Origin of the sequence: Streptomyces griseus, assembly GCF_001715295.1 — a bacterium.
Taxonomy (GTDB): domain Bacteria; phylum Actinomycetota; class Actinomycetes; order Streptomycetales; family Streptomycetaceae; genus Streptomyces; species Streptomyces griseus_G.
Genome location: NZ_MDKB01000002.1, coordinates 1,401,496 through 1,427,664 on the forward strand (window position 1 = coordinate 1,401,496; position 26,169 = coordinate 1,427,664).

The 26,169-nt window shown below is 70.2% G+C and carries 24 protein-coding genes; 13 read left to right on the plus strand and 11 right to left on the minus strand.

Features of this window, described 5'->3' with window-relative positions; genetic code table 11:
• Positions 1–19 precede the first annotated feature (19 nt).
• From BA175_RS12905 to BA175_RS12915, 3 genes are all read right to left on the minus strand, one after another.
• Positions 20–466 (minus strand): helix-turn-helix domain-containing protein, encoded by a 447-nt coding sequence (locus BA175_RS12905; RefSeq protein ID WP_069171429.1) that lies wholly within the window; start codon positions 464–466, stop codon positions 20–22.
• Positions 467–691: 225 nt separating this feature from the next.
• Complete coding sequence (locus BA175_RS12910) at positions 692–1,582, minus strand: phosphatidylinositol-specific phospholipase C (RefSeq protein WP_069171430.1); 891 nt, start codon at positions 1,580–1,582, stop codon at positions 692–694.
• 361 nt (positions 1,583–1,943) lie between these two features.
• Positions 1,944–3,761, minus strand: a complete 1,818-nt coding sequence (locus tag BA175_RS12915) for a bifunctional metallophosphatase/5'-nucleotidase (protein WP_069171431.1) — start codon at positions 3,759–3,761, stop codon at positions 1,944–1,946.
• Positions 3,762–4,141: 380 nt separating this feature from the next.
• On the opposite strand from BA175_RS12915, the gene mshD reads away from it, so the two are divergent.
• From mshD to pstB, 11 genes are all read left to right on the plus strand, one after another.
• Entirely contained in the window at positions 4,142–5,065 is a 924-nt protein-coding gene (gene mshD / locus BA175_RS12920) for a mycothiol synthase (RefSeq protein WP_069171432.1), read from the plus strand.
• A gap of 93 nt (positions 5,066–5,158) precedes the next feature.
• A complete protein-coding gene (locus BA175_RS12925; RefSeq protein ID WP_069171433.1) occupies positions 5,159–5,569 on the plus strand; it encodes a GntR family transcriptional regulator in 411 nt (136 codons plus the stop codon).
• Positions 5,566–6,459 (plus strand): ABC transporter ATP-binding protein, encoded by an 894-nt coding sequence (locus BA175_RS12930; protein WP_069171434.1) that lies wholly within the window; start codon positions 5,566–5,568, stop codon positions 6,457–6,459. Before BA175_RS12925 ends, BA175_RS12930 begins: the two co-directional genes overlap by 4 nt.
• Positions 6,456–7,430 carry an ABC transporter permease gene (locus BA175_RS12935; protein ID WP_069171435.1) on the plus strand — a complete coding sequence of 325 codons (975 nt, stop codon included), beginning with the start codon at positions 6,456–6,458 and terminating at the stop codon, positions 7,428–7,430. Before BA175_RS12930 ends, BA175_RS12935 begins: the two co-directional genes overlap by 4 nt.
• Before the next feature lie 282 nt (positions 7,431–7,712).
• Positions 7,713–9,965, plus strand: coding sequence for an RNA degradosome polyphosphate kinase (locus BA175_RS12940; RefSeq protein ID WP_069171436.1), 2,253 nt, complete (start codon positions 7,713–7,715; stop codon positions 9,963–9,965).
• Positions 9,952–10,947, plus strand: a complete 996-nt coding sequence (locus BA175_RS12945; protein ID WP_069172087.1) for a CHAD domain-containing protein — start codon at positions 9,952–9,954, stop codon at positions 10,945–10,947. The genes BA175_RS12940 and BA175_RS12945 overlap by 14 nt, the downstream gene beginning before the upstream one ends.
• Positions 10,944–11,363 (plus strand): NUDIX hydrolase, encoded by a 420-nt coding sequence (locus BA175_RS12950; protein ID WP_069171437.1) that lies wholly within the window; start codon positions 10,944–10,946, stop codon positions 11,361–11,363. Before BA175_RS12945 ends, BA175_RS12950 begins: the two co-directional genes overlap by 4 nt.
• Positions 11,364–11,991: 628 nt before the next feature.
• Positions 11,992–13,128 (plus strand): phosphate ABC transporter substrate-binding protein PstS, encoded by a 1,137-nt coding sequence (pstS, locus tag BA175_RS12955; RefSeq protein ID WP_069171438.1) that lies wholly within the window; start codon positions 11,992–11,994, stop codon positions 13,126–13,128.
• 128 nt (positions 13,129–13,256) lie between these two features.
• The gene (pstC, locus tag BA175_RS12960) at positions 13,257–14,249 is read left to right on the plus strand and encodes a phosphate ABC transporter permease subunit PstC (RefSeq protein WP_069171439.1); all 993 of its coding nucleotides are present in this window, start codon (positions 13,257–13,259) and stop codon (positions 14,247–14,249) included.
• Positions 14,246–15,334, plus strand: coding sequence for a phosphate ABC transporter permease PstA (gene pstA, locus BA175_RS12965; RefSeq protein WP_069171440.1), 1,089 nt, complete (start codon positions 14,246–14,248; stop codon positions 15,332–15,334). The genes pstC and pstA overlap by 4 nt, the downstream gene beginning before the upstream one ends.
• Positions 15,335–15,373: 39 nt before the next feature.
• On the plus strand, positions 15,374–16,150 hold the full coding sequence (gene pstB, locus BA175_RS12970) for a phosphate ABC transporter ATP-binding protein PstB (protein ID WP_069171441.1): 777 nt from the start codon (positions 15,374–15,376) through the stop codon (positions 16,148–16,150).
• Positions 16,151–16,301: 151 nt separating this feature from the next.
• On the opposite strand, the gene BA175_RS12975 is transcribed toward pstB, so the two are convergent.
• Both BA175_RS12975 and BA175_RS12980 read right to left on the minus strand, forming a co-directional pair.
• Positions 16,302–17,300: an inorganic phosphate transporter gene (locus BA175_RS12975; protein ID WP_069171442.1), complete on the minus strand. Its 999-nt coding sequence runs from the start codon at positions 17,298–17,300 to the stop codon at positions 16,302–16,304.
• A 5-nt stretch (positions 17,301–17,305) separates the two neighbouring features.
• A complete protein-coding gene (locus BA175_RS12980; protein WP_069171443.1) occupies positions 17,306–17,926 on the minus strand; it encodes a DUF47 domain-containing protein in 621 nt (206 codons plus the stop codon).
• Positions 17,927–18,148: 222 nt separating this feature from the next.
• Here BA175_RS12980 and BA175_RS12985 point away from each other — a divergent pair, with 222 nt between their 5' ends.
• Positions 18,149–18,505: a metal-sensitive transcriptional regulator gene (locus BA175_RS12985; RefSeq protein ID WP_069171444.1), complete on the plus strand. Its 357-nt coding sequence runs from the start codon at positions 18,149–18,151 to the stop codon at positions 18,503–18,505.
• Between the two features lie 207 nt (positions 18,506–18,712).
• Here the strand turns inward: BA175_RS12985 and BA175_RS12990 are convergent, their stop codons facing one another.
• A complete protein-coding gene (locus tag BA175_RS12990) occupies positions 18,713–18,970 on the minus strand; it encodes a hypothetical protein (protein WP_069171445.1) in 258 nt (85 codons plus the stop codon).
• Positions 18,971–19,229: 259 nt separating this feature from the next.
• Positions 19,230–20,165 (minus strand): hypothetical protein, encoded by a 936-nt coding sequence (locus BA175_RS12995; RefSeq protein ID WP_079159520.1) that lies wholly within the window; start codon positions 20,163–20,165, stop codon positions 19,230–19,232.
• 153 nt (positions 20,166–20,318) lie between these two features.
• On the opposite strand from BA175_RS12995, the gene BA175_RS13000 reads away from it, so the two are divergent.
• On the plus strand, positions 20,319–20,510 hold the full coding sequence (locus BA175_RS13000) for a hypothetical protein (RefSeq protein ID WP_069171447.1): 192 nt from the start codon (positions 20,319–20,321) through the stop codon (positions 20,508–20,510).
• 630 nt (positions 20,511–21,140) lie between these two features.
• Here the strand turns inward: BA175_RS13000 and BA175_RS13005 are convergent.
• From BA175_RS13005 to BA175_RS13020, 4 genes are all read right to left on the minus strand, one after another.
• Positions 21,141–21,875, minus strand: a complete 735-nt coding sequence (locus BA175_RS13005; RefSeq protein ID WP_069171448.1) for a phosphatase PAP2 family protein — start codon at positions 21,873–21,875, stop codon at positions 21,141–21,143.
• Positions 21,876–22,202: 327 nt separating this feature from the next.
• Complete coding sequence (locus BA175_RS13010) at positions 22,203–23,192, minus strand: bifunctional lytic transglycosylase/C40 family peptidase (protein WP_069171449.1); 990 nt, start codon at positions 23,190–23,192, stop codon at positions 22,203–22,205.
• A 675-nt stretch (positions 23,193–23,867) separates the two neighbouring features.
• Entirely contained in the window at positions 23,868–25,646 is a 1,779-nt protein-coding gene (locus tag BA175_RS13015; RefSeq protein ID WP_069171450.1) for an alpha/beta hydrolase, read from the minus strand.
• Positions 25,643–26,044 carry a hypothetical protein gene (locus BA175_RS13020; RefSeq protein ID WP_254667859.1) on the minus strand — a complete coding sequence of 134 codons (402 nt, stop codon included), beginning with the start codon at positions 26,042–26,044 and terminating at the stop codon, positions 25,643–25,645. Before BA175_RS13020 ends, BA175_RS13015 begins: the two co-directional genes overlap by 4 nt.
• Positions 26,045–26,169: the final 125 nt, after the last annotated feature.

Consider the following 26,169-nt stretch of genomic DNA (forward strand, 5'->3'; position numbering starts at 1 on the left):
GACTCAGCCGATCCGGCGTTCAGTTGTCGTACAGACCCGCATCCTCGGTCAGCCGGACGAGCTCGTCCACCCCGCGTTTCCGCTGTGACCGCCTCTGCTCCTTGTAGGCGAGCACGTCGGCCAGCAGCACCCGGCGGTGTCTGCCCGGACGCGAGAACGGGACGCCTTCCTCATCGAGGATCTTGACGAATGTAGGGCGACTGACACCCAGCAGGTCTGCGGCCTCTTGTGTGGTGAGCGTGGTGTTCACGGGGGCGACCGTCACCGCCTTGCCCTCCGACAGAGCCCGCACCACCGCCAGGAGCGCCTCGTAGACCTCCGAGGGAAGCGTGCGGGTGCTGCCGTCGGGACCGCGCAGGAGAGCCGGTTCGGCTGCTTGCGGCGTGCGGTCGAGGAAGGCGCAGAGCTCGGCGATCTCCGCTCGGTGCTCGGGCAGAAGAGTGCGGTCCTCAGTGGTTCCGTGCATGGTCCGTCTCCTTCGGGTCACCCCAGCATCGCACAATTCGAAAGAAACGCAAGCGAGTGCGGCCCTCCAGGACCATGGGCCCCACCCGCCGCGGACCTCCCGCATCCGGGGAGCGACGGGGGCCCGCCCGGGGGGCCACCCTGCGCCCGGCGGACGGGGACGGCACGGTGGCCACGATCCGGCTGCCGGGGGCACCGACGCCGCCGCCGGGGGTGTGAGCGGGCCTCAGCCCGCAGGGTTGTGCCGGATCAGCGACTCGACGAGGCCGGACCGGGTCGCCGGGTAGTCCAGCGGGACGATGCCGAGGCCGGTCCAGCCCGACGCCGCCCCGTCGAGGAACGCGTGCACCTGCGGGTTGAGCCGGTCGGAGTTCCAGCGCGGCGGCATCAGGGCGGCGGTGCTCACGTAGTTCATGAACAGCTTGCCGGGCTGCTGCACGGCCTTGCGGAACTGCGCCTCGATCTTCGGGTACTTGCCGAACGGCTCGGCCATGTAGTCGTCCTGGATGTCGAAGAGTTCAGGATCGGCGTACCGGACACCGGGCAGTCCGCCGTTGTCGGCCAGTAGCACCACCTTGCCGCGCGCCTCGCCCAGCGAGGGCAGCGACGGGTCGATGCGGAACAGCGGGCGCCAGCCCCTGTTGTCGAGGTAGTCGTCGAAGACCGCCCGGAACGCCGCATCGCCCTCCTCCGAGTACTCCTGCTTGACCCGCATGAGCACGGTCTCGGTGGGGTGGGCAGCCAAGAAGTCCCAGCAGGCGCCCAGCACATCGCCGAACATCAGGTTCTGGTACGAAGCCCCGTGATGGATCGCGAAGGAGCCGCCGGTGATCCGGCACCGTACGTCGAGGAAGCGGATTCCGCTGTTCAGCTGCTCGGCGATCGTGGTGTTCTGGCACTCGGTCCAGGGGCCACCGTAGCGGGCGCCGGAGTCGTGCGAGCCGGGGATCGTGAGGCGTTGCAGAGCGGTGACGCCGGGGACGGCACCCATCCAGTCCCGGGTGGTGAGGGCCTGGCGGGTCACGGCGCCCGCGGGGTCCGCGCCGATCAGGACGGTGGCGGTGGCGGCGAGGGCGCCGGCCAGGAAGTTCCGGCGAGTGGCGGTGTACGGGCTCATGCGGAAGGTGCCTCCGTCTGCCGTGGGGGGTCGACTCACGGATTATGACGGGTGCACGTCACTACTGGAACAGGGCCGTCGGCCGTCCCGGCGGAAGATCGCAAGGTGCGGGACGCGGGGCGTGGATCGCGTTCCGGCGCGCCGGGGTATCCCTGCAAGGTCGTACGGCAGCCACGCATCGGACAGCGTCCCGCTGGTGCCCACCCGGGGGAGGGCGGCGCTGGGGCGGCTGCCCCCGTACCGGAAGGCGGCGTGCTCACGTCGGCCCGGGCCGCATCGGCACCCTGAACAGGCCTGGGAGACGCAGAAGGGCGGCAGGCCTCCCGGCCCACCGCCCCGCTCCTGTCGTGCCCGCCGCCGGTTACCGGATGACCGTGATCCGGTCCGTGGCCGGCGGGGCCAGCGGCGCGGAGGCCGTGGAGTGTGCCGCCAGATAGGCGTTGAACAGGTCCAGGTCGGACGGGCCGACCAGCTTGTTCGTGCCCTGGCCGAGAGCCGCGAAGCCGTCGCCGCCGCCCGCGAGGAACTCGTTCATCGCCACGCGGTACGTCTTCGCCGGGTCGATCGCCTCACCGTTCAGCCGGATCGAGTCCGCGACCACCCGGGCCGCGCCCGACTTCGTCATGTCGAGGGTGTAGGTGAGGCCCCGGGAGATCTGCAGGATCTTCGGGGAGGCCTCGTTGGAGCCGCTGACCTGCTGCTGGAGCGCGGTGACCAGCTGGGCGCCGGTCAGGTCGACGACGTTCATCATGTTGGTGAACGGCTGGACGGTGAACGACTCGCCGTACGTCACCACTCCGTCGCCCTCGCTGCCGGACGCCGCGTACACCAGGTCCGCGCGGATACCGCCGGGGTTCATGAACGCGACGACCGCACCACCCTTGTCGGCGGGGGCCAGCCCCTCCAGCTGCGCGTCGGCGATCAGGTTGCCGAGGGGCTTCTCCGGGGCCGTGGAACCGCGGCCGTCGATGTCGGCGGAGATGAAGCCCTGCGGACGGCTCGCGATGGGCGCGGCGAGCGCGTTCCAGCGGGCGATCAGCGCGGTCATGTCGGAGGCCTTGGCCTGGTCCCGGCTGACGATGTGGTTCGCCGACCGCACCGACGTACGCACGATGTCCTTGGTGCGGCGGTCGTAGGTGAGGGTCGTGTCGGTGTAGAGCTTGCCGAACGACGAGGCGGACGTGACCATGCGCGGCTCCCCGGACGGGTCCGGGACGGTGCACACGTAGGCCTGGTGGGTGTGGCCGGTGACCAGGGCGTCGACCTTCGGGGTGATGCCCTTGGCGATGTCCACGATCGGCCCGGAGATGCCGTTGCCGGCGCCGGGGCTGTCGCAGTCGTAGTTGTACGCCGAGGAGGCCGGGGCCCCGCCCTCGTGGATCAGCGCCACGATGGACTTGACGCCCTGGCGGTCCAGCTCCTTGGCGTACTTGTTGACCGTCTCGATCTCGTCGTGGAACTTCAGGCCCTTGACACCGTTGGCCGTGACGATGTTCGGCGTGCCCTCCAGGGTCACCCCGATGAAGCCGATCTTGACGCCGTCCTTCTTCCAGACGGTGTACGGCTCGAGGATCGGCTTGCCGGTCTTCTCGTCGGTGACGTTGGCGGCGAGGTAGGGGAAGTCCGCGCCCCCGAACGTCCTGCCCTTCTCGTAACAGCCCTCCACCGGGTGGCAGCCGCCGTTCTGCAGGCGGCCCAGCTCCGTGGCCCCCTCGTCGAACTCGTGGTTGCCGACGGCCGTCACGTCGAGGTCGAGCTCGTTCAGCGCCTCGATCGTGGGCTCGTCGTGGAAGAGCCCCGACAGGAGCGGGCTGGCGCCGACCATGTCGCCACCGGCCGCGGTGACGGAGTACGGGTGCCCCTTGCGCGCGGTGCGCAGCGAGGTCGCGAGGTACTCGACGCCGCCGGCCGGGACCGACTTCACGGTGCCGTCGGCCTGCTTCTCGCTGACCGACCCGGCGGAACCGGCCGGCGGCTCCAGGTTGCCGTGCAGGTCGTTGAAGGACAGCAGCTGGACGTCGACGGTACGGGCAGGGAGACCGTGCCCGTGGCCGTCACCGTGGCCCCGTTCGTCGGCCCCGGCCGGCATCGCGGCGACGAGCGCGCCCACGGTGGCCAGGCCGGCGGCGGCGGCAAGCACCCGCCGGGACACGCGGTTCTTCTGCGGAGTGGCTGACATCGGTCCCCTTGTGAGTGTCTGGATCCTGCGTGCGGCAGCCTAGGGTCAACGCGCGTAGCGCGACAGGTGTTCGGGGTTACGAACTGGTTGCTGACCGATCAGAAAGGGGTCGATCACCCGTAGGGCGTACATAACGGTGCAGAAACATCACCGCGTGCGGAAGCGCCCCGAACGGTGCGCCGGACACGGCAGAAACGGCCGGAGGCACCGTCAGCGGCCGACCGGCACCCGCACTTGCGTCCGGCGTTCCGCACAGGTCGGCGGATGACCGCAGACCGCTCCTGCGGGAGCACCGGCGCACCGCCCGAACGGACCGTGCACCGAGCCGTCGCGCAGTCACCACCCCCGCCGCCCCGCCCGCTCCCCGTACGCTCGTCCCCATGACGACAGACGTACCCCTCCCCGCCCCCGGACGTACGATCCAGACCCTCGACGCGCTCACCCCCGAGCAGGCCGACGCCGTCCTGGCCCTGCTCGGCGAGGCCACCCGGAGCGACGGCAGGGAGGCCGTCTCCGAGCAGGGCCGGCTCCAGCTCCGGGGCGGGCACCGCGAGGGCGTGCGGCACTTCCTGCTCACCGCGGACGGCGTCCTCGCCGGGTACGCACAGTTGGAGGACGCCGACCCCGTGGAGGCTCCAGCCGCCGAGCTCGTCGTCCATCCGGCCCACCGCGGGCGCGGGCACGGACGGGCCCTGGGAGCCGCCCTGCTGGCCGCGACGGGCAAGCGGCTGCGGGTCTGGGCCCACGGCGGCAAGTCCTCCGCCCGGCACCTCGCGCAGGTACTCGGCCTCTCGCTCTTCCGCGAACTGCGCCAGCTGCGGCGCCCGTTGGACGCACCCCCCATCGCCGAGCCGGTGCTGCCCCCGGGGGTCACCCTGCGTACCTTCGTACCCGGCCAGGACGACGAGGCCTGGCTCGCGGTCAACAGGGCCGCGTTCGCCCACCACCCCGAGCAGGGCTCCCTGACCCAGCGGGACCTGGACGACCGCAAGGCCGAGCCGTGGTTCGACCCGAAGGGCTTCTTCCTCGCCGAGCGCGACGGCGAACTCATCGGCTTCCACTGGACGAAGGTGCACGCCGACGAGAACCTCGGCGAGGTGTACGTGGTCGGCATCCGGCCCGACGCCCAGGGCGGCGGCCTCGGCAAGGCGCTCACCGCGATCGGGCTGCGCCATCTGGCCGCCCAGGGCCTGCCCACCGCGATGCTCTACGTCGACGCCGACAACCCGGCCGCCCTCGCGGTGTACGAGCGCATGGGTTTCGTCACGCACGAGACGGACCTGATGTACCGCACGGAGTCCTGATTGCCGATCAGCAGGGTGCGGGGCGGCGTCACTTGACGCCGCCCCTTCCTTACGCCACCCTTTCACTACTCAATTAGTGAAAGGGTGGTGCCCATGACAGGGTCCGCAGCGGTCGAGTTCCGCATCGACCGGCGCAGCGGCGTCGCCACCTACCTCCAGATCGTGCACCAGACCAAACAGGCCCTGCGCCTGGGTGTCCTGGAGCCGGGCGACCGCCTGCCGACGGCCCGGGAGGTCGTGGAAGCCACGGCCATCAACCCCAACACCGTGCTCAAGGCCTACCGCGAACTGGAACGCGAAGGCCTCGTCGAGGCACGCCGCGGCCTCGGCACCTTCGTCCGCCGCACCCTCGGCAGCGCCGCCGTCACCACCGACGCACCCTTGCGCGCCGAACTCACCGACTGGACCCGCAGGGCACGCGCCGCCGGACTCGACGAGGACGACGTGCACGCGCTCTTCACCGCCGTACTGGACAGCACCTTCAAGGGGGACCCGCACGCATGAAAGGCGCCGCGATCGAGGCGATCGGCCTCGGTATGACCTACGGGCGAAAGCGCGGGTGGGCACTACGCGACTGCTCGTTCCGGCTGCCCACCGGACGGATATGCGCTCTGGTCGGACCCAACGGCGCGGGAAAGTCCACCCTGCTCGCCCTCGCGGCCGGCCTGCTCCGGCCGACCGAGGGCACGGTACGCGTCCTCGGCTCCGACGACCCCGACGGGACCCGCGCCCGCATCGCCTACGTCTCCCAGGACAAGCCCCTGTACCCGCAGCTCACGGTGGCCGACACCCTGTGGGCCGGCGCACAGCTCAACCCCGCCGTCTGGGACCGCGCCGCCGCCGACCGGGTCGCGGCCCCCCTCCCGCAGGACGCCCGGGTCCGCACCCTCTCGGGCGGCCAGCGCACCCGGCTCGCCCTCGCCCTCGCCCTGGGCAAGCGGCCCGACCTGATGCTGCTGGACGAGCCGATGGCCGACCTCGACCCGCTCGCCCGCCACCAGCTCATGGGCGTCCTGATGGCCGAGGCCGCCGAGCACGCCACCACCATCGTGATGTCCTCGCACATCCTCACCGAACTGGAGGGCGCCTGCGACTACGTCCTCCTCGTCGACGGCGGCCGGGTCCGGCTCGGCGGCGAGAGCGACGACATCGTCGCCGCGCACGCCGTCCTCACCGGCAGGGCCCGCGACCTCGCCCCGCACACCGTCGTCGAGGCCCGCACGACCGGGCGACAGCTCACCGCGCTGGTACGGACGGAGGGCCCGGTCGACGAGCTGGCCTGGGAGGTCACGGAGCCCTCCCTGGAAGACCTGCTCCTGGCCCACCTCCGCTCCCCGGACGCACCCCCGCTGCTCACCCCGAGCGCGCACGTCCCCGAGGGGGCGGCGGCATGAGCACCCTCACCTTCGGCGGCCCTGTCCGTGTGCTGGTGCGCCGGCACCGTCTCACCCTGCGGCTCGCGGGCGGCCTCGCGCTGGCCGCCGTCCTCGGCATGGCCGCCCTCACCCTGCGGTCGTCCCGCGTCAGCGAGGTCTTCGTGGCCAGCGGGTGCCGGGTGGACGGTGCCGACGGGAACCGGGACTGCATGCAGGTAGCACGCAATTACCTGGTCAGCATGGCGACGTACAACAGCCTCTTCGACGACGTCGCCGTGTTCCTGGCCGCCCTGCCCGTGCTCCTCAGCGCCTTCGTCGCCGGCCCCCTGATCGCCAGGGAACTGGAGAGCGGCACCTACAAGGTGTCCTGGACCCAGTCGGTGTCGCCCGCACGCTGGCTGACCGCCCAGCTCGCCGTTCCGGCCGTGCTGCTGACGGCCGGAACGGCCGTGCTGTCGTCCGTCCTGTACTGGGCGCAGTCCTACTCGGACAATCCCTACGCCTCCGAGTGGTACACCTGGAAGGTCTTCGCCACCACGGGCACCGTGCCCTTCGCCTACCTCGTCCTCGGCCTGTGCGTGGGAGCACTCGCCGGACTGCTGATACGCCGCACCGTCCTCGCACTGACCGTCTCCGCGCTCGTCACCGGCGCGGTGATCACGGCCTTCACCTACCTCCGGGGCGGACTGTGGCCCCCACGGACGCTGTCCGGCCGGACCCTGAACCCCGTGTCGGACATCTGGTGGGTGGACGTGGGCGACCTCGACAGCAGCGGCAGGCGGCTGCCGAACGACCTGTGCTCGACGGCCGGAACCGAGGAATCCCGGCTCCGGTGCATGGCGGACCAGGACATCGTCGGCCACTACCTCGACTACCACCCCGCCTCCCACTTCTGGCCCCTCCAGCTCGTCGAGACGGGCATCCTGCTCGCCCTCGCCGCCCTGGCCCTCGCGCTCGCCTTCCGGGTGCTGCGCCGTCGCCACGGCTGACCGAACCACCCGTCCCGGGTTCCGGACTCCGGGGGGAGCCCGGAGCCCGGGACGGGGAACACACACCGTGACCGGACGCGGCCCCGCAGCCACACCGCTTCCTGCACGTCATGTCGCCGTTACCGTCCATTCAGCCACGCTTGCGACCCTCACGGGATGCAGCCAGCTGTGCCCACCCCCCGCAACGGGAGAGGCCGGGGTTCGCCGACCGCCCCCGCCTCTTCCGCGATCTTTAACGGCTCCGACGCGCCTGAGAAGCCGAACGCGCGGAACAATAGGGCCATGAGCCAGCAGCCCAGCTCCGAGGTCCCGGTCCCGCCCGCCCAGCCGTCCGTCGGCTCCCTCGCGGCGCACCGGCCCCAGGCCGTCGCCGGATCCTCGTCCGTGTCCACCGGTCTGTCCACGGCCCCCGGCCTCGACCCCGACCTGGACAACGACGCGGACGCGTACGAACCCGACGCCGAGGGCGACGAGCTGCCGCAGGGCCGCTTCCTGGACCGGGAACGCAGTTGGCTCGCGTTCAACGAACGCGTTCTGGAGCTGGCCGAGGACCCCACCACTCCCCTCCTCGAACGGGCCAACTTCCTCGCGATCTTCGCCTCGAACCTGGACGAGTTCTTCATGGTCCGGGTGGCCGGCCTCAAGCGCCGCATCGCCACCGGGGTCGCCACCCGCTCCGCGTCCGGGCTGCAGCCCCGCGAGGTCCTCGACCTGATCTGGACCCGCTCCCGCGAGCTCATGGCCCGGCACGCCGCCTGCTACCAGCAGGACGTGGCGCCCGCGCTGTCGGACGAGGGCATCCAGCTGATCCGCTGGCCCGAGCTGACCGAGAAGGAGCAGGCCCGCCTCTTCACCTTCTTCCGGCAGCGGGTCTTCCCCGTACTGACACCGCTGGCCGTGGACCCGGCCCACCCCTTCCCGTACATCTCCGGGCTCTCCCTCAACCTCGCCGTCGTCGTCCGCAACCCGGTCAGCGGCCACCGTCACTTCGCCCGCGTCAAGGTGCCGCCGCTGCTGACCCGCTTCCTGGAGGCGTCCCCCCAGCGGTACGTCCCGATCGAGGACATCATCGCGGCCCACCTCGAAGAGCTCTTCCCGGGCATGGAGGTCCTGGCCCACCACATGTTCCGCGTCACCAGGAACGAGGACCTCGAGGTCGAGGAGGACGACGCCGAGAACCTGCTCCAGGCGCTGGAGAAGGAGCTCATGCGGCGCCGCTTCGGCCCGCCGGTCCGCCTGGAGGTCGAGGAGTCCATCGACCCGTACGTCCTCGACCTCCTCGTACGCGAGCTGAACATCTCCGAGACGGAGCTCTATCCGCTGCCCGGCCCGCTCGACCTCACCGGACTGTTCGGCATAGCGTCCCTGGACCGCCCGGAACTGAAATACCCCAAGTTCATCGCGGGCACCCACCGGGACCTCGCCGAGGTCGAGTCGGCCTCCGCCCCCGACATCTTCGCCGCCCTGCGCGAACGCGACGTGCTGCTGCACCACCCGTACGACTCGTTCTCGACCTCCGTCCAGGCGTTCCTGGAACAGGCGGCCGGCGACCCCGACGTCCTCGCGATCAAGCAGACGCTGTACCGGACCTCCGGCGACTCGCCGATAGTGGACGCCCTGATCGACGCCGCCGAATCCGGCAAGCAGGTCCTCGTCCTCGTCGAGATCAAGGCGCGCTTCGACGAGCAGGCCAACATCAAGTGGGCCCGCAAACTGGAGGAGGCCGGCTGCCACGTCGTCTACGGCCTGGTCGGACTCAAGACCCATTGCAAGCTGTCGCTCGTCGTCCGCCAGGAGGGCGACACCCTGCGCCGGTACTCCCACGTCGGCACCGGCAACTACCACCCCAAGACGGCCCGGCTCTACGAGGACCTCGGCCTGCTCACCGCCGACCCCCAGGTCGGCGCGGACCTCTCCGACCTCTTCAACCGGCTCTCCGGATACTCCCGCCGCGAGACCTACCGCCGCCTGCTGGTCGCCCCGAAGTCCCTGCGCGACGGCCTGATCGCCCGCATCAACAAGGAGATCAGCCACCACCGCGCGGGCCGTCCCGCCTACGTCCGCATCAAGGTCAACTCCATGGTCGACGAGGCGATCATCGACGCCTGCTACCGGGCCGGGCAGGCCGGCGTACCGGTCGACATCTGGGTACGCGGCATCTGCGCGATCCGCCCCGGCGTCAGCGGACTCTCCGAGAACATCCGGGTCCGCTCCATACTGGGCCGCTTCCTCGAACACTCCCGGGTCTTCGCCTTCGGCAACGGCGGCGAGCCCGAAGTCTGGTTCGGCAGCGCCGACATGATGCACCGCAACCTCGACCGCCGGATCGAAGCACTGGTCCGCGTCACCGACCCCGCGCATCGCGCCGCGCTCAGCAGGCTCCTGGAAACAGGCATGTCCGACACCACCTCCTCCTGGCACCTGGGCTCCGACGGGAACTGGACCCGGCACGCCACGGACGCGGACGGCCAGCCGCTGCGGCACGTACAAGAGATGCTCATTGACGCCCGGAGGCGCCGGCGTGCGACGCCCTGACCACCACACGACGACGCTGTCCGCCGAGACGGTCCTCGCCCCCTACCTGTCCCGGCAGGCCGCCGGTTTCCTCCGCGGCCTGCGCCTGCACCGCGAGCACAGCGCCCCGACGGACACCGGCACCCAGGGGGCCGAGGAGGCCGCCACCGCCCTGCGCCACGCCGCCCGCCGCATCAGCGGCACGCTCCACACCTTCCGGTCCGCGCTCGACCCGGCCTGGGCCGACCACCTCCGTACGGAACTGGCCTGGCTCTCCGGCACCCTGGCCCGCGAACACGCCTACGCCACCCGGCTCAGACGGCTGCTGGAGGCCCTGCACCAGCTCTCCGGCGCCGCGCTCCCCGCCGCCCGCTCCGCCACCTCCTCCACCTCCGGCGGAGACGGCGACACCGAACGCGCGGTGCTCGGCGTGGGCGCGGCCCGCGCCGGGGCGCTCCTCGAACGCCGGCTGACCCTCGCCCGGACCCGCGCCCACTCGGCGGCCCTCCAGGCGCTCGGCTCCTCCCGCTTCCACGCCGTCGCCGACGCCGTGGCCCTGCTCGCCTCCGAGGTCCCCCTCGTCCCCGCGGCCGCGGGCCCGGCGGCGGACCTGCTGCACGCCCCGGCGGAACTGGCCGAGGAGCGCATGCTCGCGGCGGTCGCCGCCCTGCCGCCGGACGAGGGGGCCGAGCCGTACAACGAAGGCCACGACACCCTCTGGCACCAGGCCCGCCTGCTGCTGCGGCTGCACCGGTACGCGCACGAGGTGGTCCACGGCGCACCCGATCCGGTCCTGGCCGGCGCGGGGCGGGCGCTCGACCTGCACCGGGACGCCGCCGAGGCGGCGGGGGCCGCGGCAGCGGCGGCGCGCACCCCGCGGATCGCCCCGGCGACGGCGTACGCCCTGGGCGTCCTCCACGCCGACCAGCGGCACGAGGTGGAGGCGGCGCGTGCCGTGTTCCGCGAGACCTGGCCGTACACGACGGCCGTTCCGGCGTCATGACCCCCCGTGGACAGGCGCCCGTCCGGGCCGCGGGCTGCGTCCTGTGGCGCCGGTCCCGGGACGGTGGCCTGGAGATCTGCCTGGTCCACCGCCCCCGGTACGACGACTGGTCGTATCCCAAAGGCAAGCTGAAGCGCGGCGAAACCCCCTTGGAGGCCGCCCTGCGCGAGGTCCTGGAGGAGACGGGCCACCACTGCGTCCCGGGCGCCGCGCTGCCCACGGCCCGGTACACGGTGAACGGGCGCCCGAAAGTGGTCAGCTACTGGGCGGCCGAGGCGACGGACGGCGCCTTCGTCCCCGGCGACGAGGTCGACCGCCTGGCCTGGCTCTCCCCGGCCGCGGCCCACAACCGCCTCACCCGCCCCGGCGACCGCATCCAGCTGACCGCGTTCCTGAACACCGTCCCCACCACCTGACCACCCACCGGCGACCACCGGCCCACAGGACCGCACCCGCAGCGCCCCCGGAACCCACCACCGCCCGCCGGACCGGCGACGGCCGGTCCGGGGGCGTGCAGGAGGGTCCCCGCAGGGCGACGAACGCCTTCCGGGGCGTCCTCACGTGGAGCTGGAAACGTTCGTCGCCCGAGGAGACACTCCGGAGGGCCCCCGGACCCCACCCACCCCCGGCCGGGCACCCCGGAGGAGCCGCACACCGCAGAGACCCGGAGCCGCGCACCCCCGGAGAAGCCGCACCCCGCCGGAACCAGGAGCCGCGCACCCAAGCCCGTCCGGCGCTTGAGGACGGAACCCCGCACCCCCGGACCAGCCCGCCCCGCACCCCCGGACCAGCCCCGCCCCGCACCCCCGGACCAGGCNGGCCCCGCCCGCGCCCCCGGCCAGGCCCCCCGCCCCGCACCCGCGCCACGGAACCAGCCCGCCCAGCACGGTTCACCTGCCGTTCACTCTGCCCCGTAGGCGGCTTCACCTGTTCTGCCTAATTTCGGACGTACACGGTGCACGGCGCCAAGCCACCGCACCTTTCCTCATCGCACGCCGCCTCGCACCTACGGCCGCGGCGGCTCCTGGAAGGAACACCCCGAAAGTGAAGCTTCAGCGCAAGAACCGGCTTCGTGCCACCGCGCTCGGTGCCCTCGCCGTCTCCGGCGCCCTGGTCCTCACGGCGTGCGGTTCGGACGACAACAGCGGAAGCCCGGAGGGAGGCGGCAAGAAGACCAGCGCCGCCGCGTCGAACATCAAGTGCGACGACGCCAAGGGCCAGCTCCGCGCCTCCGGGTCGAGCGCGCAGAAGAACGCGATGGACCTCTGGGTCAAGAACTACATGGCCGCCTGTTCCGGCGTGGAGATCAACTACAACTCCTCGTCGTCCGGCGAGGGCATCGTGGCCTTCAACCAGGGCACCGTCGGCTTCGCCGGCTCCGACTCGGCACTCAAGCCGGAGGAGGTCGCCGACTCCAAGAAGATCTGCAAGACGGGCCAGGGCATCAACCTCCCGATGGTCGGCGGCCCGATCGCGGTCGGCTTCCACCTCGAGGGTGTCGACAGCCTGACGCTGGACGCCCCCACGCTCGCCAAGATCTTCGACACCAAGATCAAGAAGTGGAACGACCCGGCGATCGCCGCACTCAACAAGGGCGCGAAGCTCCCGGACAAGGCGATCCAGCCCTTCCACCGCTCCGAGGACTCCGGCACCACGCAGAACCTCGGCAAGTACCTGGGCGCCGCGGCCCCGAGCGACTGGAAGTACGAGGCCGAGAAGAAGTGGCCGGCCCCCGGTGGCCAGGCCGCGTCCGGCTCCTCCGGTGTCGCCTCCCAGGTGAAGGCCGTCGACGGCTCGATCGGTTACTTCGAGCTGTCCTACGCCGCCTCGCAGGACATCACCACGGTGGACATCAACACCGGGGGCGCCACCCCGGTGAAGGCCACCTCGGAGAACGCCTCCAAGGCCATCGCCGCCGCCAAGGTCAAGGGCACCGGCAAGGACCTGGCCCTGGACCTCGACTACACCACCAAGGCCGAGGGCGCCTACCCGATCGTCCTGGTGACGTACGAGGTCGTCTGCGACTCCGGCAACAAGGCCGACACCCTCGGCACCGTCAAGTCCTTCCTCACGTACACCGCTTCCGACGAGGGCCAGAAGGTCCTGACGGAGGCCGGTTACGCCCCGATCCCGGCCGAGATCAACGCCAAGGTCCGCGAGACCATCGGCGCCCTCTCGTAACCAGGGGACCGCACGACGCACACGGCGGGACGGTCCGGAACACCCCTCCGGACCGCCCCGGCCACCGCCCGATCCGGTGCACCGCCGCCAGGGGAGCCCACCGCTCCCCCACACAGACCGGAAAGACCATGGCTTCCACCACTCAGCTCGACATACCGCCGGCCCCGCCGGCCCGACCACGGCGCCCCGGATCCACCGGACGCGCGGGCGACAAGATCTTCCTGAGCCTCTCGCGGGGTTCGGGCATCCTGCTGCTGCTGATCATGGCGTCGATCGCCGTGTTCCTCAGCTACCGTGCCGCGACGGCCATCTCGAAGGACGAAGGCAACTTCTTCACCACCTTCGACTGGAACCCGGCCGGTGACCCGCCGGTCTTCGGCATCGCGGTACTCCTCTTCGGCACCGTCGTCAGCTCGATCATCGCGATGGTCATCGCGGTCCCGGTCGCTGTCGGCATCGCCCTGTTCATCTCGCACTACGCGCCGCGCAAGCTGGCCGCCCCCCTCGCGTACGTCGTCGACCTGCTCGCCGCCGTACCCAGCATCGTCTACGGCATCTGGGGCGCACTGGTCCTCGTGCCGTACCTGGAGGGCCTGAACCTCTGGCTCGACCAGTTCTTCGGCTGGACGTACATCTTCGAGAAGACCGAGGTCGGCGTCGCCCGCTCGCTCTTCACCGTCGGCATCCTGCTCGCGATCATGATCCTTCCGATCGTGACCAGTGTCAGCCGCGAGGTCTTCCTCCAGGTCCCGAAGATGAACGAGGAAGCCGCGCTCGCCCTCGGAGCCACCCGCTGGGAGGTCATCCGCCTCTCGGTCCTGCCCTTCGGCCGCTCCGGCATCATCTCCGCCTCGATGCTGGGCCTGGGCCGCGCGCTCGGCGAGACGATGGCCGTCGCCACGGTCCTGTCGCCGAGCTTCCTGATCTCGCTGCACGTCCTCAACCCGGGCGGCGGCACCTTCGCCCAGAACATCGCCGCGAAGTTCGGCGAGGCCGACGCGTTCGGCCGGGACGCCCTGATCGCCTCGGGTCTCGTCCTGTTCGTCCTCACCCTGCTGGTCAACGGCGCGGCCCGGCTCATCATCGCCCGCCGCAAGGAGTACTCGGGGGCCAACGCATGAGCAACGCCACCACCACCGACGTCCGGGACCAGCGTCCGCAGACCCGGCCGGGCACCCACGGCACCGGTCTCAGCAGCCGCAGCCTCCCCCGGTGGGCCCCGCTCGGCTTCGCCGCCGTGTCCGTCGCCCTCGCCGTCGGCATCAGCACGGCCGCCGGATGGCAGAGCCGCGTCCAGTGGGGCCTGATCGCCGCCCTGCTCTTCCTGGCCATCTCGTACGTGGCGACCACCGTCGTCGAGAACCAGCGCCAGGCCAAGGACCGCCTCGCCACCAGCGTCGTCTGGGTGTGCTTCCTGGCCGCCGTCGTCCCGCTCGCCTCACTGCTGTGGACGACCGTCAGCCGCGGCTCGGAACGCCTGGACGGCTACTTCCTCAGCCACTCCATGGCCGGGGTCCTCGGCTCGGAGGCCACCGGCGGTGTCTACCACGCGCTGATCGGCACCCTGGAGCAGGTCGGCATCGCCACGGTGATCTCCGCCCCGCTCGGCCTGCTGACCGCGGTCTACCTGGTGGAGTACGGGAAGGGCGGCCTCGCCCGCGCCGTCACCTTCTTCGTCGACGTGATGACGGGCATCCCGTCCATCGTGGCCGGCCTCTTCATCCTGTCGATCATGCTGATCGCCGGCCTGGAGCCGTCCGGTCTGATGGGCGCCCTGGCCCTGACCATCCTGATGATCCCCGTCGTGGTCCGCTCCACCGAGGAGATGCTCAAGCTCGTCCCCAACGAGCTCCGCGAGGCCTCCCTCGCCCTGGGCATCCCGAAGTGGCGCACCATCCTGAAGGTGGTCCTGCCGACCGCGATCGGCGGCATCACCACGGGTGTCATGCTCGCCATCGCCCGCATCGCCGGTGAGACCGCACCGATCATCCTGCTGGTCTTCGGCAGCCAGCTGATCAACACGAACCCCTTCGAAGGCGCCCAGTCCTCGCTGCCCTTCTACATCTACGAGCAGTACAAGATCGGCGAGGCCGCCTCCTACGACCGCGCCTGGGCCGCCGCCCTGGTCCTGATCGCCTTCGTCATGATCCTCAACCTCGTGGCCCGCGGCATCGCCCGCTGGAAGGCCCCGAAGACCGGTCGCTGACGCGGCCATCAGCGACCTCCGAAAGAAGCAGTGATTCACATGGCCAAGCGCATCGACGTCGGCGGACTCACCGCCTACTACGGCTCCCACAAGGCCATCGAGGACATCTCGATGACCGTGGAACCCCGCTCCGTGACCGCCTTCATCGGCCCGTCCGGCTGCGGCAAGTCCACCTTCCTGCGCACCCTGAACCGCATGCACGAGGTCACCCCCGGCGGCCGCGTCGAGGGCAAGGTGCTCCTGGACGACGAGAACCTCTACGGCTCCGGGGTCGACCCCGTCACCGTGCGCCGCACGGTCGGCATGGTCTTCCAGCGGCCGAACCCGTTCCCGACCATGTCGATCTTCGACAACGTCGCCGCCGGTCTCCGGCTGAACGGCTCCTACCGCAAGAACCAGCTGTCCGAGATCGTCGAGAAGTCCCTCAAGGGCGCCAACCTCTGGAACGAGGTCAAGGACCGCCTGAACAAGCCCGGCTCCGGCCTGTCCGGCGGCCAGCAGCAGCGCCTGTGCATCGCCCGCGCCATCGCCGTCGAACCCGACGTGCTGCTGATGGACGAGCCGTGCTCGGCCCTCGACCCGATCTCGACCCTCGCCATCGAGGACCTGATCGGCGAGCTGAAGGAGCGCTTCACGATCGTCATCGTGACGCACAACATGCAGCAGGCGGCGCGCGTCTCCGACCGTACGGCCTTCTTCAACCTCTCGGCGGTCGGCAAGCCCGGCCGGCTGATCGAGATCGACGAGACGGAGCGGATCTTCTCCAACCCGTCCGTGCAGGCGACCGAGGACTACATCTCGGGCCGCTTCGGATAACCCCAGACGGCCTTGGGGTGCTGCATGGCGGTGCCACCACAAGGCAACGGGTCCGCCCCTGCTCCCCGAACCGGGGAGCAGGGGCGGACCCATTTCCGTACGTGTGACGGCAGCGGCCCGCGGGCTGACCGGCGGGCCTACGGGAGGCCGGTCAGCCGAAGAGCAGGACCACCATCCCGTAGCTGAGCGCGGCGACCAGGGCCGCGGCCGGCATCGTGATGAACCACCCCAGGATGATGTTCTTGGCCACCCCCCAGCGCACCGCGTTCACCCGCTTCGTGGCGCCCACACCCATGATCGCCGAAGTGATCACATGAGTCGTGGAGATCGGAGCGTGGAAGAGGAAGGCCGAGCCGAACATGATCGACGCACCGGTGGTCTCCGCCGCGAATCCCTGCGGCGGGTCCAGCTCGATGATCTTGCGGCCGAGCGTCCGCATGATGCGCCAGCCGCCCGCGTACGTGCCCAGGGACAGCATCGCCGCACAGGCGATCTTCACCCAGACCGGGATCTCGTCGTTCGGACCCTCGATGTCGGCGATGACCAGGGCCATCACCACGATGCCCATCGTCTTCTGGGCGTCCTGCAGACCGTGACCGAGCGCCATCCCCGCCGCCGAGACCGTCTGCGCGATACGGAAACCGCGCTTGGCCTTGTGCGGGTTGGTGCTGCGGAACAGCCACATGATCGCGACCATCACGAGGTAGCCGACGATCAGGCCCACGATCGGCGAGAGGAACATCGGGATGACGATCTTCTCGAGAACCCCGTTCCAGTGCACCATCGTCCCGCCGGCCAGCGCCGCGCCGACCATGCCGCCGAACAGCGCGTGCGAGGACGAGGACGGCAGACCGTAGTACCAGGTGACGAGGTTCCAGATGATCGCCCCGACCAGCGCCGCGAAGAGGATGCCCATCCCCTTCTGGCCCTCGGGGGTCGCGATGAGACCTTCGCTGACGGTCTTGGCGACCCCCTGGCCCAGGAACGCGCCTGCGAGGTTCATCACAGCGGCCATCGCCAGAGCCGCACGCGGCGTCAGCGCCCGGGTGGAGACCGAGGTGGCGATGGCGTTCGCCGAGTCGTGGAAGCCGTTCGTATACGTGAAGCCGAGCGCGACACCGATGGTCACGATCAGCGCAAAGGTGTCCACGAGGTTCAGGACTCCTTGACCGCGATGGTCTCCACGGTGTTGGCGACGTGCTCGAACGCGTCGGCCGCCTCTTCCAGCACGTCCACGATCTGCTTCAGCTTCAGCACGTCCATGGCGTCGTACTTGCCGTTGAACAGATGGGCCAGCAGCTTGCGGTGGATCTGGTCGGCCTGGTTCTCCAGGCGGTTGACCTCGATCCAGTACTCGGTCAGGTTGTCCATGGTCCGCAGGTTCGGCATGGCCTCTGCGGTCAGTTCGGCGGCCCGGGCCAGCACCTCGATCTGCTGCTCCACACCCTTCGGGAGCTCCTCGATCTGGTACAGCACGACCAGGTCGACGGCCTCCTCCATGAAGTCCATGATGTCGTCGAGCGACGAGGCCAGGTTGTAGATGTCCTCGCGGTCGAACGGCGTGATGAACGAGGAGTTCAGCTGGTGGAAGATCGCGTGGGTGGCATCGTCCCCCGCGTGCTCCGCTGCCCGCATGCGCTCCGCGATCTCGACCCGGGAGGCAGAATCCGCCCCGAGCAGTTCCATCAGGAGTTTCGAGCCCGTGACGATGTTGTCCGCGGATGCGGAGAACATGTCGTAGAAGCTCGTCTCCCTGGGGGTCAGACGAAAACGCACGTGGGGTCCTCGGGGTGCTTTGGTTTCGGTCAGGCTGATGCTAGGCGCATCATCCGGCCACGGCTAACCGGCGTTCTTCAGTGTCGCGCATCGGGCACAGTGATCAGCACGGACCCCCGGTCACGTTTCGGCGCGATTCGTTACCCTATACGGGGCGGGGGTATCCACACGGCGCGGACCGGTATACAGACGGCAGGGCAAGAGGACAACGGGAGGACCCCCATGACCACCACCGAGGCCACCGAGACCGGCGGGGCGGCCGGCACGGAAGCGGTCGTCACCGACCACGACCGCGGCATCCACGGCTACCACCACCAGAAGGACGAGCACCTCAAGCGGCTGCGCCGCATCGAGGGGCAGATCCGCGGCCTGCAGCGGATGGTGGACGAGGACGTCTACTGCATCGACATACTCACCCAGGTCTCGGCCTCGACGAAGGCCCTGCAGTCCTTCGCGCTCCAGCTGCTGGAGGAGCACCTGCGCCACTGCGTCGCCGATGCCGCCGTCAAGGGCGGCGACGAGATCGACGCCAAGGTCGAGGAGGCGACGAAGGCGATCGCCCGCATGCTCCGCACCTGAGCGTCGGGGCGGTCCGCCCGCCCCGCCTGCACCGAGGCCCGGCCCGGCGCCCAGCCCGCGGAGGGTCGCAGACGGGCCCGGAGCGGAAACCGTCCCGGCCCGTCCCGCCGACGACGCCGGCCGACCGGGATCGGTGCGTCCGTCCGCAGAGGTGCCCGCCCTGCCCCGGGGATCCGTACAGGACGTCCGGCCGGGCGGGCGCCGCGGTCACCCCCCGTGGACGGGGTGCGACTGCCGGGGGACGCGCGGGGCGGGATCGTCCCGCACCTCACCGGCGTCGCGCCTGACGTCGATCACCGCGACGGCGTCCTGCCTGACGTTGAGCACCTCGTCGATACGGTCAGGACTGAGCCGGTCCTCCAGCGCGGCCGACGCAGCGATCATGAGCTCGCCGCAGAGTTCGATCTCGGCCAGGGCCACACAGTCCTGAGCGTGCGGAGCGCTGAGCGTCACCACCTGCGTCACCTCTCTCTGCCGTCGCCGCATTCCGGCGAACCGACTCCCCATCGGCCGACCCGCACCCCCGGGTGGGCGCACGACGACCGCTGCGGCACCTCACCGCGCTGCCGGAACGCCCGGATACATCCGGATGCGGACGCCCCTCAGTCGTGCGACGCACAGCGTCCGGCGCCGTGCGCTGATCCGGAGATGACGGGACAGCCCTCAGCGTAGGGAGCACGGTGTGCACCGCGCATGGCACGGACGGGTCATTTCGGCCCCCTCCCTACGGTGTATCCGGGCCCTTCCCACTCTGCTGGATCCGCCCCGTGTAGATGTCCGCGTCGGGGGGCAGCTCCACGGAGACCGGCACACCGAAGCGGCGGAGCGCCAACGTCGACACCACCGCGGCAGGCGGTCCTTCGGCCGCGAAGCTGAAGCGGTGCCGCACCTTCCGCAGCAGGCCGTCGCCGTCGACGTAGGCGTCGAACCGGACGGTGTCCGTACCGAAACCCTTCGCCGCCGCGGTCAGCGCACCGCGTGAGGACGGTGAAGCCGCCCGCGCCGCCCGCCCGAGGTCGGCCGTCCCCCGGTAGTGACGCACCGCCACCCCGGCCAGCTCCGTCCGCCCGACGTACGCCACCCTGCCCGCGCCGCGCAGCAGTTCTGCGGCGGCCATCGGGTCGGTCACGCCGCCGGTGACCAGATTGCCGTCCTCCAGGACCGTCGTGTCCACGCGGACCCATTTACCGGCGGGCACACCGGCTCCCCGGTTCTTCATGTACAGCGCCCCGGGAGCCAGCAGTTCGGTGATCGGCCGGTGCTCGTCCGCCCCCGCGGCGCCCTTCGGCAGCACGACCTCGATCCGGCCGAGCTGCCTGCGGAAGTCGTACGCACCCTGGCCCCTGATGGTGACCCGCGTCCCACCGGCCGCGGTCTCCATCCACGTACGCGCCTCGGCGGTGCCCGCCCCGGTCAGCATCTCGGCGGCCCGGCGGACCACGGCTGCCGCGTCCCCGCCGGCACCGTCCGCGGCCATGGCCCGGTCCCCGGCCGCGTCACCGTCGGCACCGTCCGCGGCCACCGCCCGCTCCCCGGCCGCGTCCCCGCCGACCGCGCCACCCGTAGCGGAACATCCGGTGCCCGCCGCCATCACGCCCGCCACGGCCACGGCGCACACAGCCAGTACCCCGCCTCCGCACCTGTGCTGCCGCACCACCATCGCCTGCCAACCCCCAACGACGACCGCCTGACCGAGCTCCCGCCCGCCACGCCTAACGACCACCGGGTCCCCCCGTCACGCCGACCGGGCCCTTCGGGAAGCCGTTCGGCCCACTCGCGTACGGCCACGGGCCACCGCCAGTACCGTGGATGCGTGTATGAGGAGACCCCGGACCCGCACGTCCACGCCACCGCGCCGGCGCACACCACCACCACCGTCGAACGGGGATCGTTCTGCCTGGCCCGCTGCACCTGCGGCTGGTCGGGAGCGGCCCGGCGCTCCCGCGACCGGGCGCGCACGGACGCCGACGACCATCACGCGGCCACCAACGGCCCGGCTGCCTGACCGCGCTCCCGAGGAGGCCGTGGCCTGACGCCTCCGTGCCGGTCCCCGCCCGTTTTCTGTCTCTGGTCCCCGCCCCCGTCCGTTTCTGTCTCTGGTGTCTCCGTCCGTTTCTGTCTCTGATGTCTCCGTCCGTTTCTGTCTCCGTCCCCCGCAGGCAGGGTTGCGGTTGCGGCAACGCGGCAGCTTCTACCGGTTCTCGGCGGACCGGAGACACCGTTCCCGTCAGAGCGTTCGTGGGAGGAGACGGCGACGGCCTGGCGGATCCCGAGCCCACCCGGATGCCGGGCATGACCGACGTGCCGTGCCCTCGGCACCAGGACAAGATCGGTCTGCCGCCATGGGCCGGGAGGGGGAGCACCGGCCCCTGGGTTACCGGGTAACGTCCCAGGGCAGGCGGGCAGGCGGAGGGCCACGAGGCGATCGGCGGGAGCCAGGCCGCCCTCAGCGGGACGGCGACTGGAGCCTGGCCGCCCTCAGCGGGACGCCCTCGATGCGTACGCCGATTCCCGTTCGGGCCGAGAGGCACTCGGGGCAGCCGGGCACAGCCGAAACGCGGGAGGGGGGCGTCCCCTCAGGGACGCCCCCCTCCCGCACTCCGGCGTTCCGCGCCGACGTCCGGCCGGACCGAACCTAGGCGGCGAGGTCCTTCTCGTCGGGCGAACCGCCTCGGCCCGCCCCCGGACGCGGCTCGGGAATCCCTTGCGGCTGCCCCTGCCCGTCGGCTCCGGCGGTGGCCGGCCTGCGCGAACGGACGAGCCATCCGACCGATCCGGCACGGGCCACGGCCCCCACCAGAGGCGTCAGCATCATCATCGCCAGGGGGGCGAGCAGGAGTGCCACGGCCGTACCGAGCGCGAAGCCGCCGATCACATCGGTCGGATAGTGCACGCCCATGTACACGCGGCAGAAACCCTCCAGGAGAGCAAGCGCGATCGCCGCCAGACCGAACTTGCGGTTGGCCACGAAAAGGCCGACGCCGATGGCCATCGCCATCGTCGCGTGGTCGCTGACGAAGGAGAAGTCGTCCTTGCCCGCCACCAGGACGTCCAACCCCTGATGATCGTTGAACGGGCGGGGCCTCTCCACGAACCCCCGGATCGGGATGTTGATGATCAACGCGATCCCGGCGGCGAGAGGCGCCCAGACCAGCCCGGCGACCGCTGTCACCGAGTCCTCGGTCGTCCCGCGTCGGCGAACGCCCCACCAGCACCACAGGACCACGAGGACCATGCCGAGCATGATCCCGTATTCACCGACGAACTCCATGACCCGGTCGAACCAGGCGGGAGCGGCCTTCGCCAGCCCATTGATGTCGTAGAGCAGGCTGACGTCCGGGTTCGACCCATCGAGTGCGAGTCCAGCCATCTGCTGCGGCCCCTTGCCTTGTCTTCTGCTGCGCCGCACAACGTCGTGCGCCGCCTTGGTCGGACCCCCGTGGTCGGTGCGGATGCAGTACTGCGTGACATCGCGATGCGGTGACGCGTGCCTGCCCTGGCCCGGTCGCCGCGTGGTCAGTGCGCATGCTGTCCCAGTCCAGGGAACGACGTGACGGCACCGGACGTTCCGCTCTCCACCGAATGATCACCATGACGTTATCGAAGAGTGACTCGTAGTCGCAGCTCAGGGCCCAGGCTTAACGGAGAGTTCCGGCCATGTCCGACCCTTCGTCAGCTCCTCGGCCGCCCTGCCCCGTCAGCTTCCCGGGAGTGCCGTGGGAAGTGCCTCGGCCCCGTCCTTCGTGACCCGGGTGGCACCGAAGTAGTCAGGGGTGTCGATCTTGTCGAAGCGGATGACGGCCCCCGTATAGGGCGCATTGATCATGTATCCCCCGCCTACGTAGAGCCCCACGTGGCGGATGGCCCGCGAGTTGGTCAGATCATCCGAGAAGAACACCAGGTCGCCGGGGAGCAGCTCGTCCCGCGAGGGGTGCGGACCGGCGTTGTACTGGTCGTTCGCCACCCGAGGCAACTCGATGTCAACGGTCCGGTACGCGGCCTGGGTCAGCCCGGAGCAGTCGAACCGCCCTCCCTGGTCGGCCGTGCCGTTACCGCCCCAGAGATACGGGGTACCCAGCTTCTTCTGCGCGAAGTAGATGGCCCCGGCCGCCTGCTGGGAGGGCTGCACCCGGCCGACCGGCCTCGCGAAGCTCTTCTCCAGGGACCGGATGATCTTGACGTAGTTCTGGGTCTCCGCGATCGCGGGCACGCCGCCCGACCTGATCACCCGGTAGGCGCCGGCGTTGTACGCGGCGAGCATGTTGTCGGTCGGATCGCCCGGGACCTTCTTGACGTACCCGGCAAGTTCGCAGTCGTAGGAGGCGGCCGACGGAATCGCGTCGGCCGGATCCCAGACGTCCCGGTCCCCGTCCTTGTCCCCGTCGATGCCGTGCGTGGCCCAGGTCCCGGGGATGAACTGAGCGATCCCCTGAGCGGCGGCCGGACTCTGAGCACGCGGATTCCAGCCACTTTCCTGGTACAACTGCGCAGCCAGGAGGGCCGGGTTGATCGCGGGGCAGAGACCGCCCCACTTCTCCACGAGAGGCTGGTACCGACTCGGCACAGCCCCCTTGGCCAGCCCCACGGCCCCACCCGCCCCGCTGATCCCGGCAGCGGCGGAGTACGTACCGACGACGAGCAGAGCGATGAAGCACAGGCCGAGCCCGATCCCACCGCCGACGAACACCCAGTATTTCCGCACACCCCAACCATCCCCCATTCGGGCGCCGTTAAGGGCGGGATTCGCTGGTGTGTACGGGTGGCAGGGAGCATGAGGGGGCGTCAGGGGCGGCTACGGGGGATCAGGGGGCGCCGGCTGACCAGAAGGGGGAGCGGATGTTGGGTCGGGGGAGTGGATACACGCCCTCGTAGGCGCGTCCGTTCGGCGAAGTAGTGGGCTCATCCACCGCAGACTTCGCTACGCAGGGACTGTCCACCTCGAAGAAGGCCTGCCCAGCTGCGCCGAAGCTCAGGCTCACCCCGAAACCGTCGCTAGTACGGGCGTAGATGGCCGGAAAGTCTGCATCATTATTGATTGCCTTGATATGGAAGCCGCGGCTCCGCCAGAAGCGCTCGACGACGCCTAGGAAGCCACCTCGCCGTTCAGTTGAAATCACTGTCATGACAGTGCGCCTACGGGATACGTCACACGTACCCGTAGTCGTTGGACCATGTGCCCAATCCACCGCAGGACGGATTTCTGCGAACACCTCGCCCAGAATCTCATCAGCACGACTTGCCGCATCCTGCATGTTCATTTGCACACGCTCTCCCCCACCGGCCGGTTCCACTGAGGCTGCACAGCCTGCCAGAGCCATTCCCAGCACAGCCAGGGCTGAGGCGGCGTAAGTTGCCTTAAACGTCACCGAGGCTCCTCCGTCTTGATCTTTCGAGAGTAGCCTGATGCAACCAAGGCAATATTGTCTGCCGAGACATTCTCACGCACGGGCTCGACGTCGAAGTACCTCGAGTGCGCATCAATTGAGACGCCGCGCACACCGACCAGTGGTGGCCCATCGTCCACACGGAACCGTCGCGCCCCAAATGACTCACTGGCCGGGTCTCGACCAAACCACAGGTCATCGTCTCCCCTATCAGCCAGGTCCCCTACCACATACCCAAATGGCCCTGCAGCAGCACCCAAAGCGACCTGCTGCTTGGACGGAAGCTTCGTGACCACATCGTTCTCTGCCGCACCAACAAACACGTGATCCTCCCCCACGCCGAGGTCCTTAGCGTGATCTACGCCAACTCCCGGACTACCGACAAGAATGATGTCGTCAATCCCCGGGATACCTTCGCCATGCTGAGTTGCTGCACCGAGGGTCCGGGATCCATAAGAGTGTCCGATGGCCACCATATGAGATTCTTCGATTTCATTCGTAGCGACCAATCCACCCATAAATCCATTGAAGGCGCGGCCTCCACGCTCTGCCTTTTCACCTCCCATCACCGCAAGACTTTCCACTCCATCGACCAGTTGCGGCGCGTCATACCCAAGCCAGGCAATCGTTGCACTGGACGGGTCGTACCTTTGAGTTGCGATCGCCGTGTCCCTGGCCCGTTTGAGGTCCCCCTCCGCGAACTCCTTGTCCAGCGCCGTATTCAACCCCGGCACATAAGCAGCCACGTTCTTCGCCGTATCCGGGTTCCCGAACGAGACGATCGCACGTCCATTCCCTTGGTCCCCGATGCCCAGCAGGAACATCGGAGGCTGCGCCCCCGCCGACAACTGCCGGTCGATCTCCCGGAGCCCCGCCAACTGGGTGACCGACTTCCCGTCCTCCCGTCCCTCCAGCTTGCCGATCAGCAACTGCAGGTTGTCCCGGTTCGCCGCATCCCGTACGAGGGCGGGGATGCCGTCCAGGTTTCCGATCCGGTCCGGGTACACGGCGAGGTACTCCTCGCGTTGTTCCTGGGTCAGTCCGCGCCACCAGTCCCGCCGCTCGGCCGGCGTCGCGTCGTACGGGATGCCCGACTTCAGGTAACCCGCCGCCGCGTCCCGTACCGCAGCCGCGTCGCCCGCCGCGTCCTTCCACGTCGAGTCGGGGACCTTCAGGCCCTCCTCCGCCTTCAGTTCCCGCAGGATGCGGGCGAACCGCCAGTCGATCTCGGCTGCCGTCCGCACGGCCTTCGCCACCCGGTCCGCGATGTCCTGTGCCTTGGCCACGTTCGGATTCGGGGCGACGAGGCCCGACGGAGGCACCAGCCCCGGCGTGGCCGAGGTCGCCGTACCGCCCTGGAGCGGCTTGCCGTCGAGGAGTCCCTCGCCGGCCTCCGGGTATGTCACCGACCCGTCCGCGTGCACGGTGAACCGCAGCGCTTCCGCGTCGCCCAACGCGTCCGCCAATGCCCTCTGCTGGGCCCTCATCTCGTGGGCGAGGCTGTTCAGCGTCGTACGGATCAGACCGCACTCCGTGTACACGTACTGCAGGTTGCGGCTCAGTCTGCGCAACCGGGCGACCGCCGACTCCGCCGCCTCACCCTCCTGGGTGTCGCGCAGCCCGGTCAGCAGACGCTGCTCGATCCGGTCCCGCGCGGCGTCCGCACGGTTGCTCGCCCTGCCCCAGCCGTCGGCCGCACCTTCCAGTTCGGCGCACCGCACGTCCCGTAACTGCGCCCAGGTGAGTGCCGACGTCACCGCTCACCGCCGCCGCCACCCGCAACCGGGGCGAACGACGAGCGCACGGCCTCGCTCGTCTCATCCTGCGCCCGGACCACGGCGCGCAGTTTCCCGGCCAGGCTGCCGCACTCGCCCCGCGCGGCCTCGATCCGCCGCTGCCAGGACTCCCGCACGGCGTCCAGCTCCGCGAGCGCCTTCAGTGCCCCGGCCCCGGCGACCAGCCCTTCGTGCGCCGTCGACAACTCGGTCCGCACCGGGCCCAACTGCGTGGCCAGCCCCTCCGTGCCCCCGGCTGCCCGCAGCCACGGACCGTCGCTGTGCCTCAGCTCCGGTCGACCGCCACTCCCCGCACCCGGCCCCGCCAGGTCACTCAGCCTCCGCACCACGGACACACCGCTCACCCCGTTCCTGATCACGGAGCGGCACTGTGCCAAATACGACGTACCCGACACGCCGGACGGTCCGGAGCGGATGCCTGTCGCCCCGGCCTCCCAAGGGAAGGTCCGCGCCGAAGTCACCCGAATGCGGGACGCCGGAACCA

Excerpts from the sequence above, each read along its gene's own strand:
- BA175_RS12905 (WP_069171429.1), bottom strand. The coding sequence starts at position 466 with ATGCACGGAACCACTGAGGACCGCACTCTTCTGCCCGAGCACCGAGCG.
- BA175_RS12910 (WP_069171430.1), bottom strand. The coding sequence starts at position 1,582 with ATGAGCCCGTACACCGCCACTCGCCGGAACTTCCTGGCCGGCGCCCTC.
- BA175_RS12915 (WP_069171431.1), bottom strand. The coding sequence starts at position 3,761 with ATGTCAGCCACTCCGCAGAAGAACCGCGTGTCCCGGCGGGTGCTTGCC.
- mshD (WP_069171432.1), top strand. The coding sequence starts at position 4,142 with ATGACGACAGACGTACCCCTCCCCGCCCCCGGACGTACGATCCAGACC.
- BA175_RS12925 (WP_069171433.1), top strand. The coding sequence starts at position 5,159 with ATGACAGGGTCCGCAGCGGTCGAGTTCCGCATCGACCGGCGCAGCGGC.
- BA175_RS12930 (WP_069171434.1), top strand. The coding sequence starts at position 5,566 with ATGAAAGGCGCCGCGATCGAGGCGATCGGCCTCGGTATGACCTACGGG.
- BA175_RS12935 (WP_069171435.1), top strand. The coding sequence starts at position 6,456 with ATGAGCACCCTCACCTTCGGCGGCCCTGTCCGTGTGCTGGTGCGCCGG.
- BA175_RS12940 (WP_069171436.1), top strand. The coding sequence starts at position 7,713 with ATGAGCCAGCAGCCCAGCTCCGAGGTCCCGGTCCCGCCCGCCCAGCCG.
- BA175_RS12950 (WP_069171437.1), top strand. The coding sequence starts at position 10,944 with ATGACCCCCCGTGGACAGGCGCCCGTCCGGGCCGCGGGCTGCGTCCTG.
- pstC (WP_069171439.1), top strand. The coding sequence starts at position 13,257 with ATGGCTTCCACCACTCAGCTCGACATACCGCCGGCCCCGCCGGCCCGA.
- pstA (WP_069171440.1), top strand. The coding sequence starts at position 14,246 with ATGAGCAACGCCACCACCACCGACGTCCGGGACCAGCGTCCGCAGACC.
- pstB (WP_069171441.1), top strand. The coding sequence starts at position 15,374 with ATGGCCAAGCGCATCGACGTCGGCGGACTCACCGCCTACTACGGCTCC.
- BA175_RS12985 (WP_069171444.1), top strand. The coding sequence starts at position 18,149 with ATGACCACCACCGAGGCCACCGAGACCGGCGGGGCGGCCGGCACGGAA.
- BA175_RS12995 (WP_079159520.1), bottom strand. The coding sequence starts at position 20,165 with ATGGTGGTGCGGCAGCACAGGTGCGGAGGCGGGGTACTGGCTGTGTGC.
- BA175_RS13005 (WP_069171448.1), bottom strand. The coding sequence starts at position 21,875 with ATGGCTGGACTCGCACTCGATGGGTCGAACCCGGACGTCAGCCTGCTC.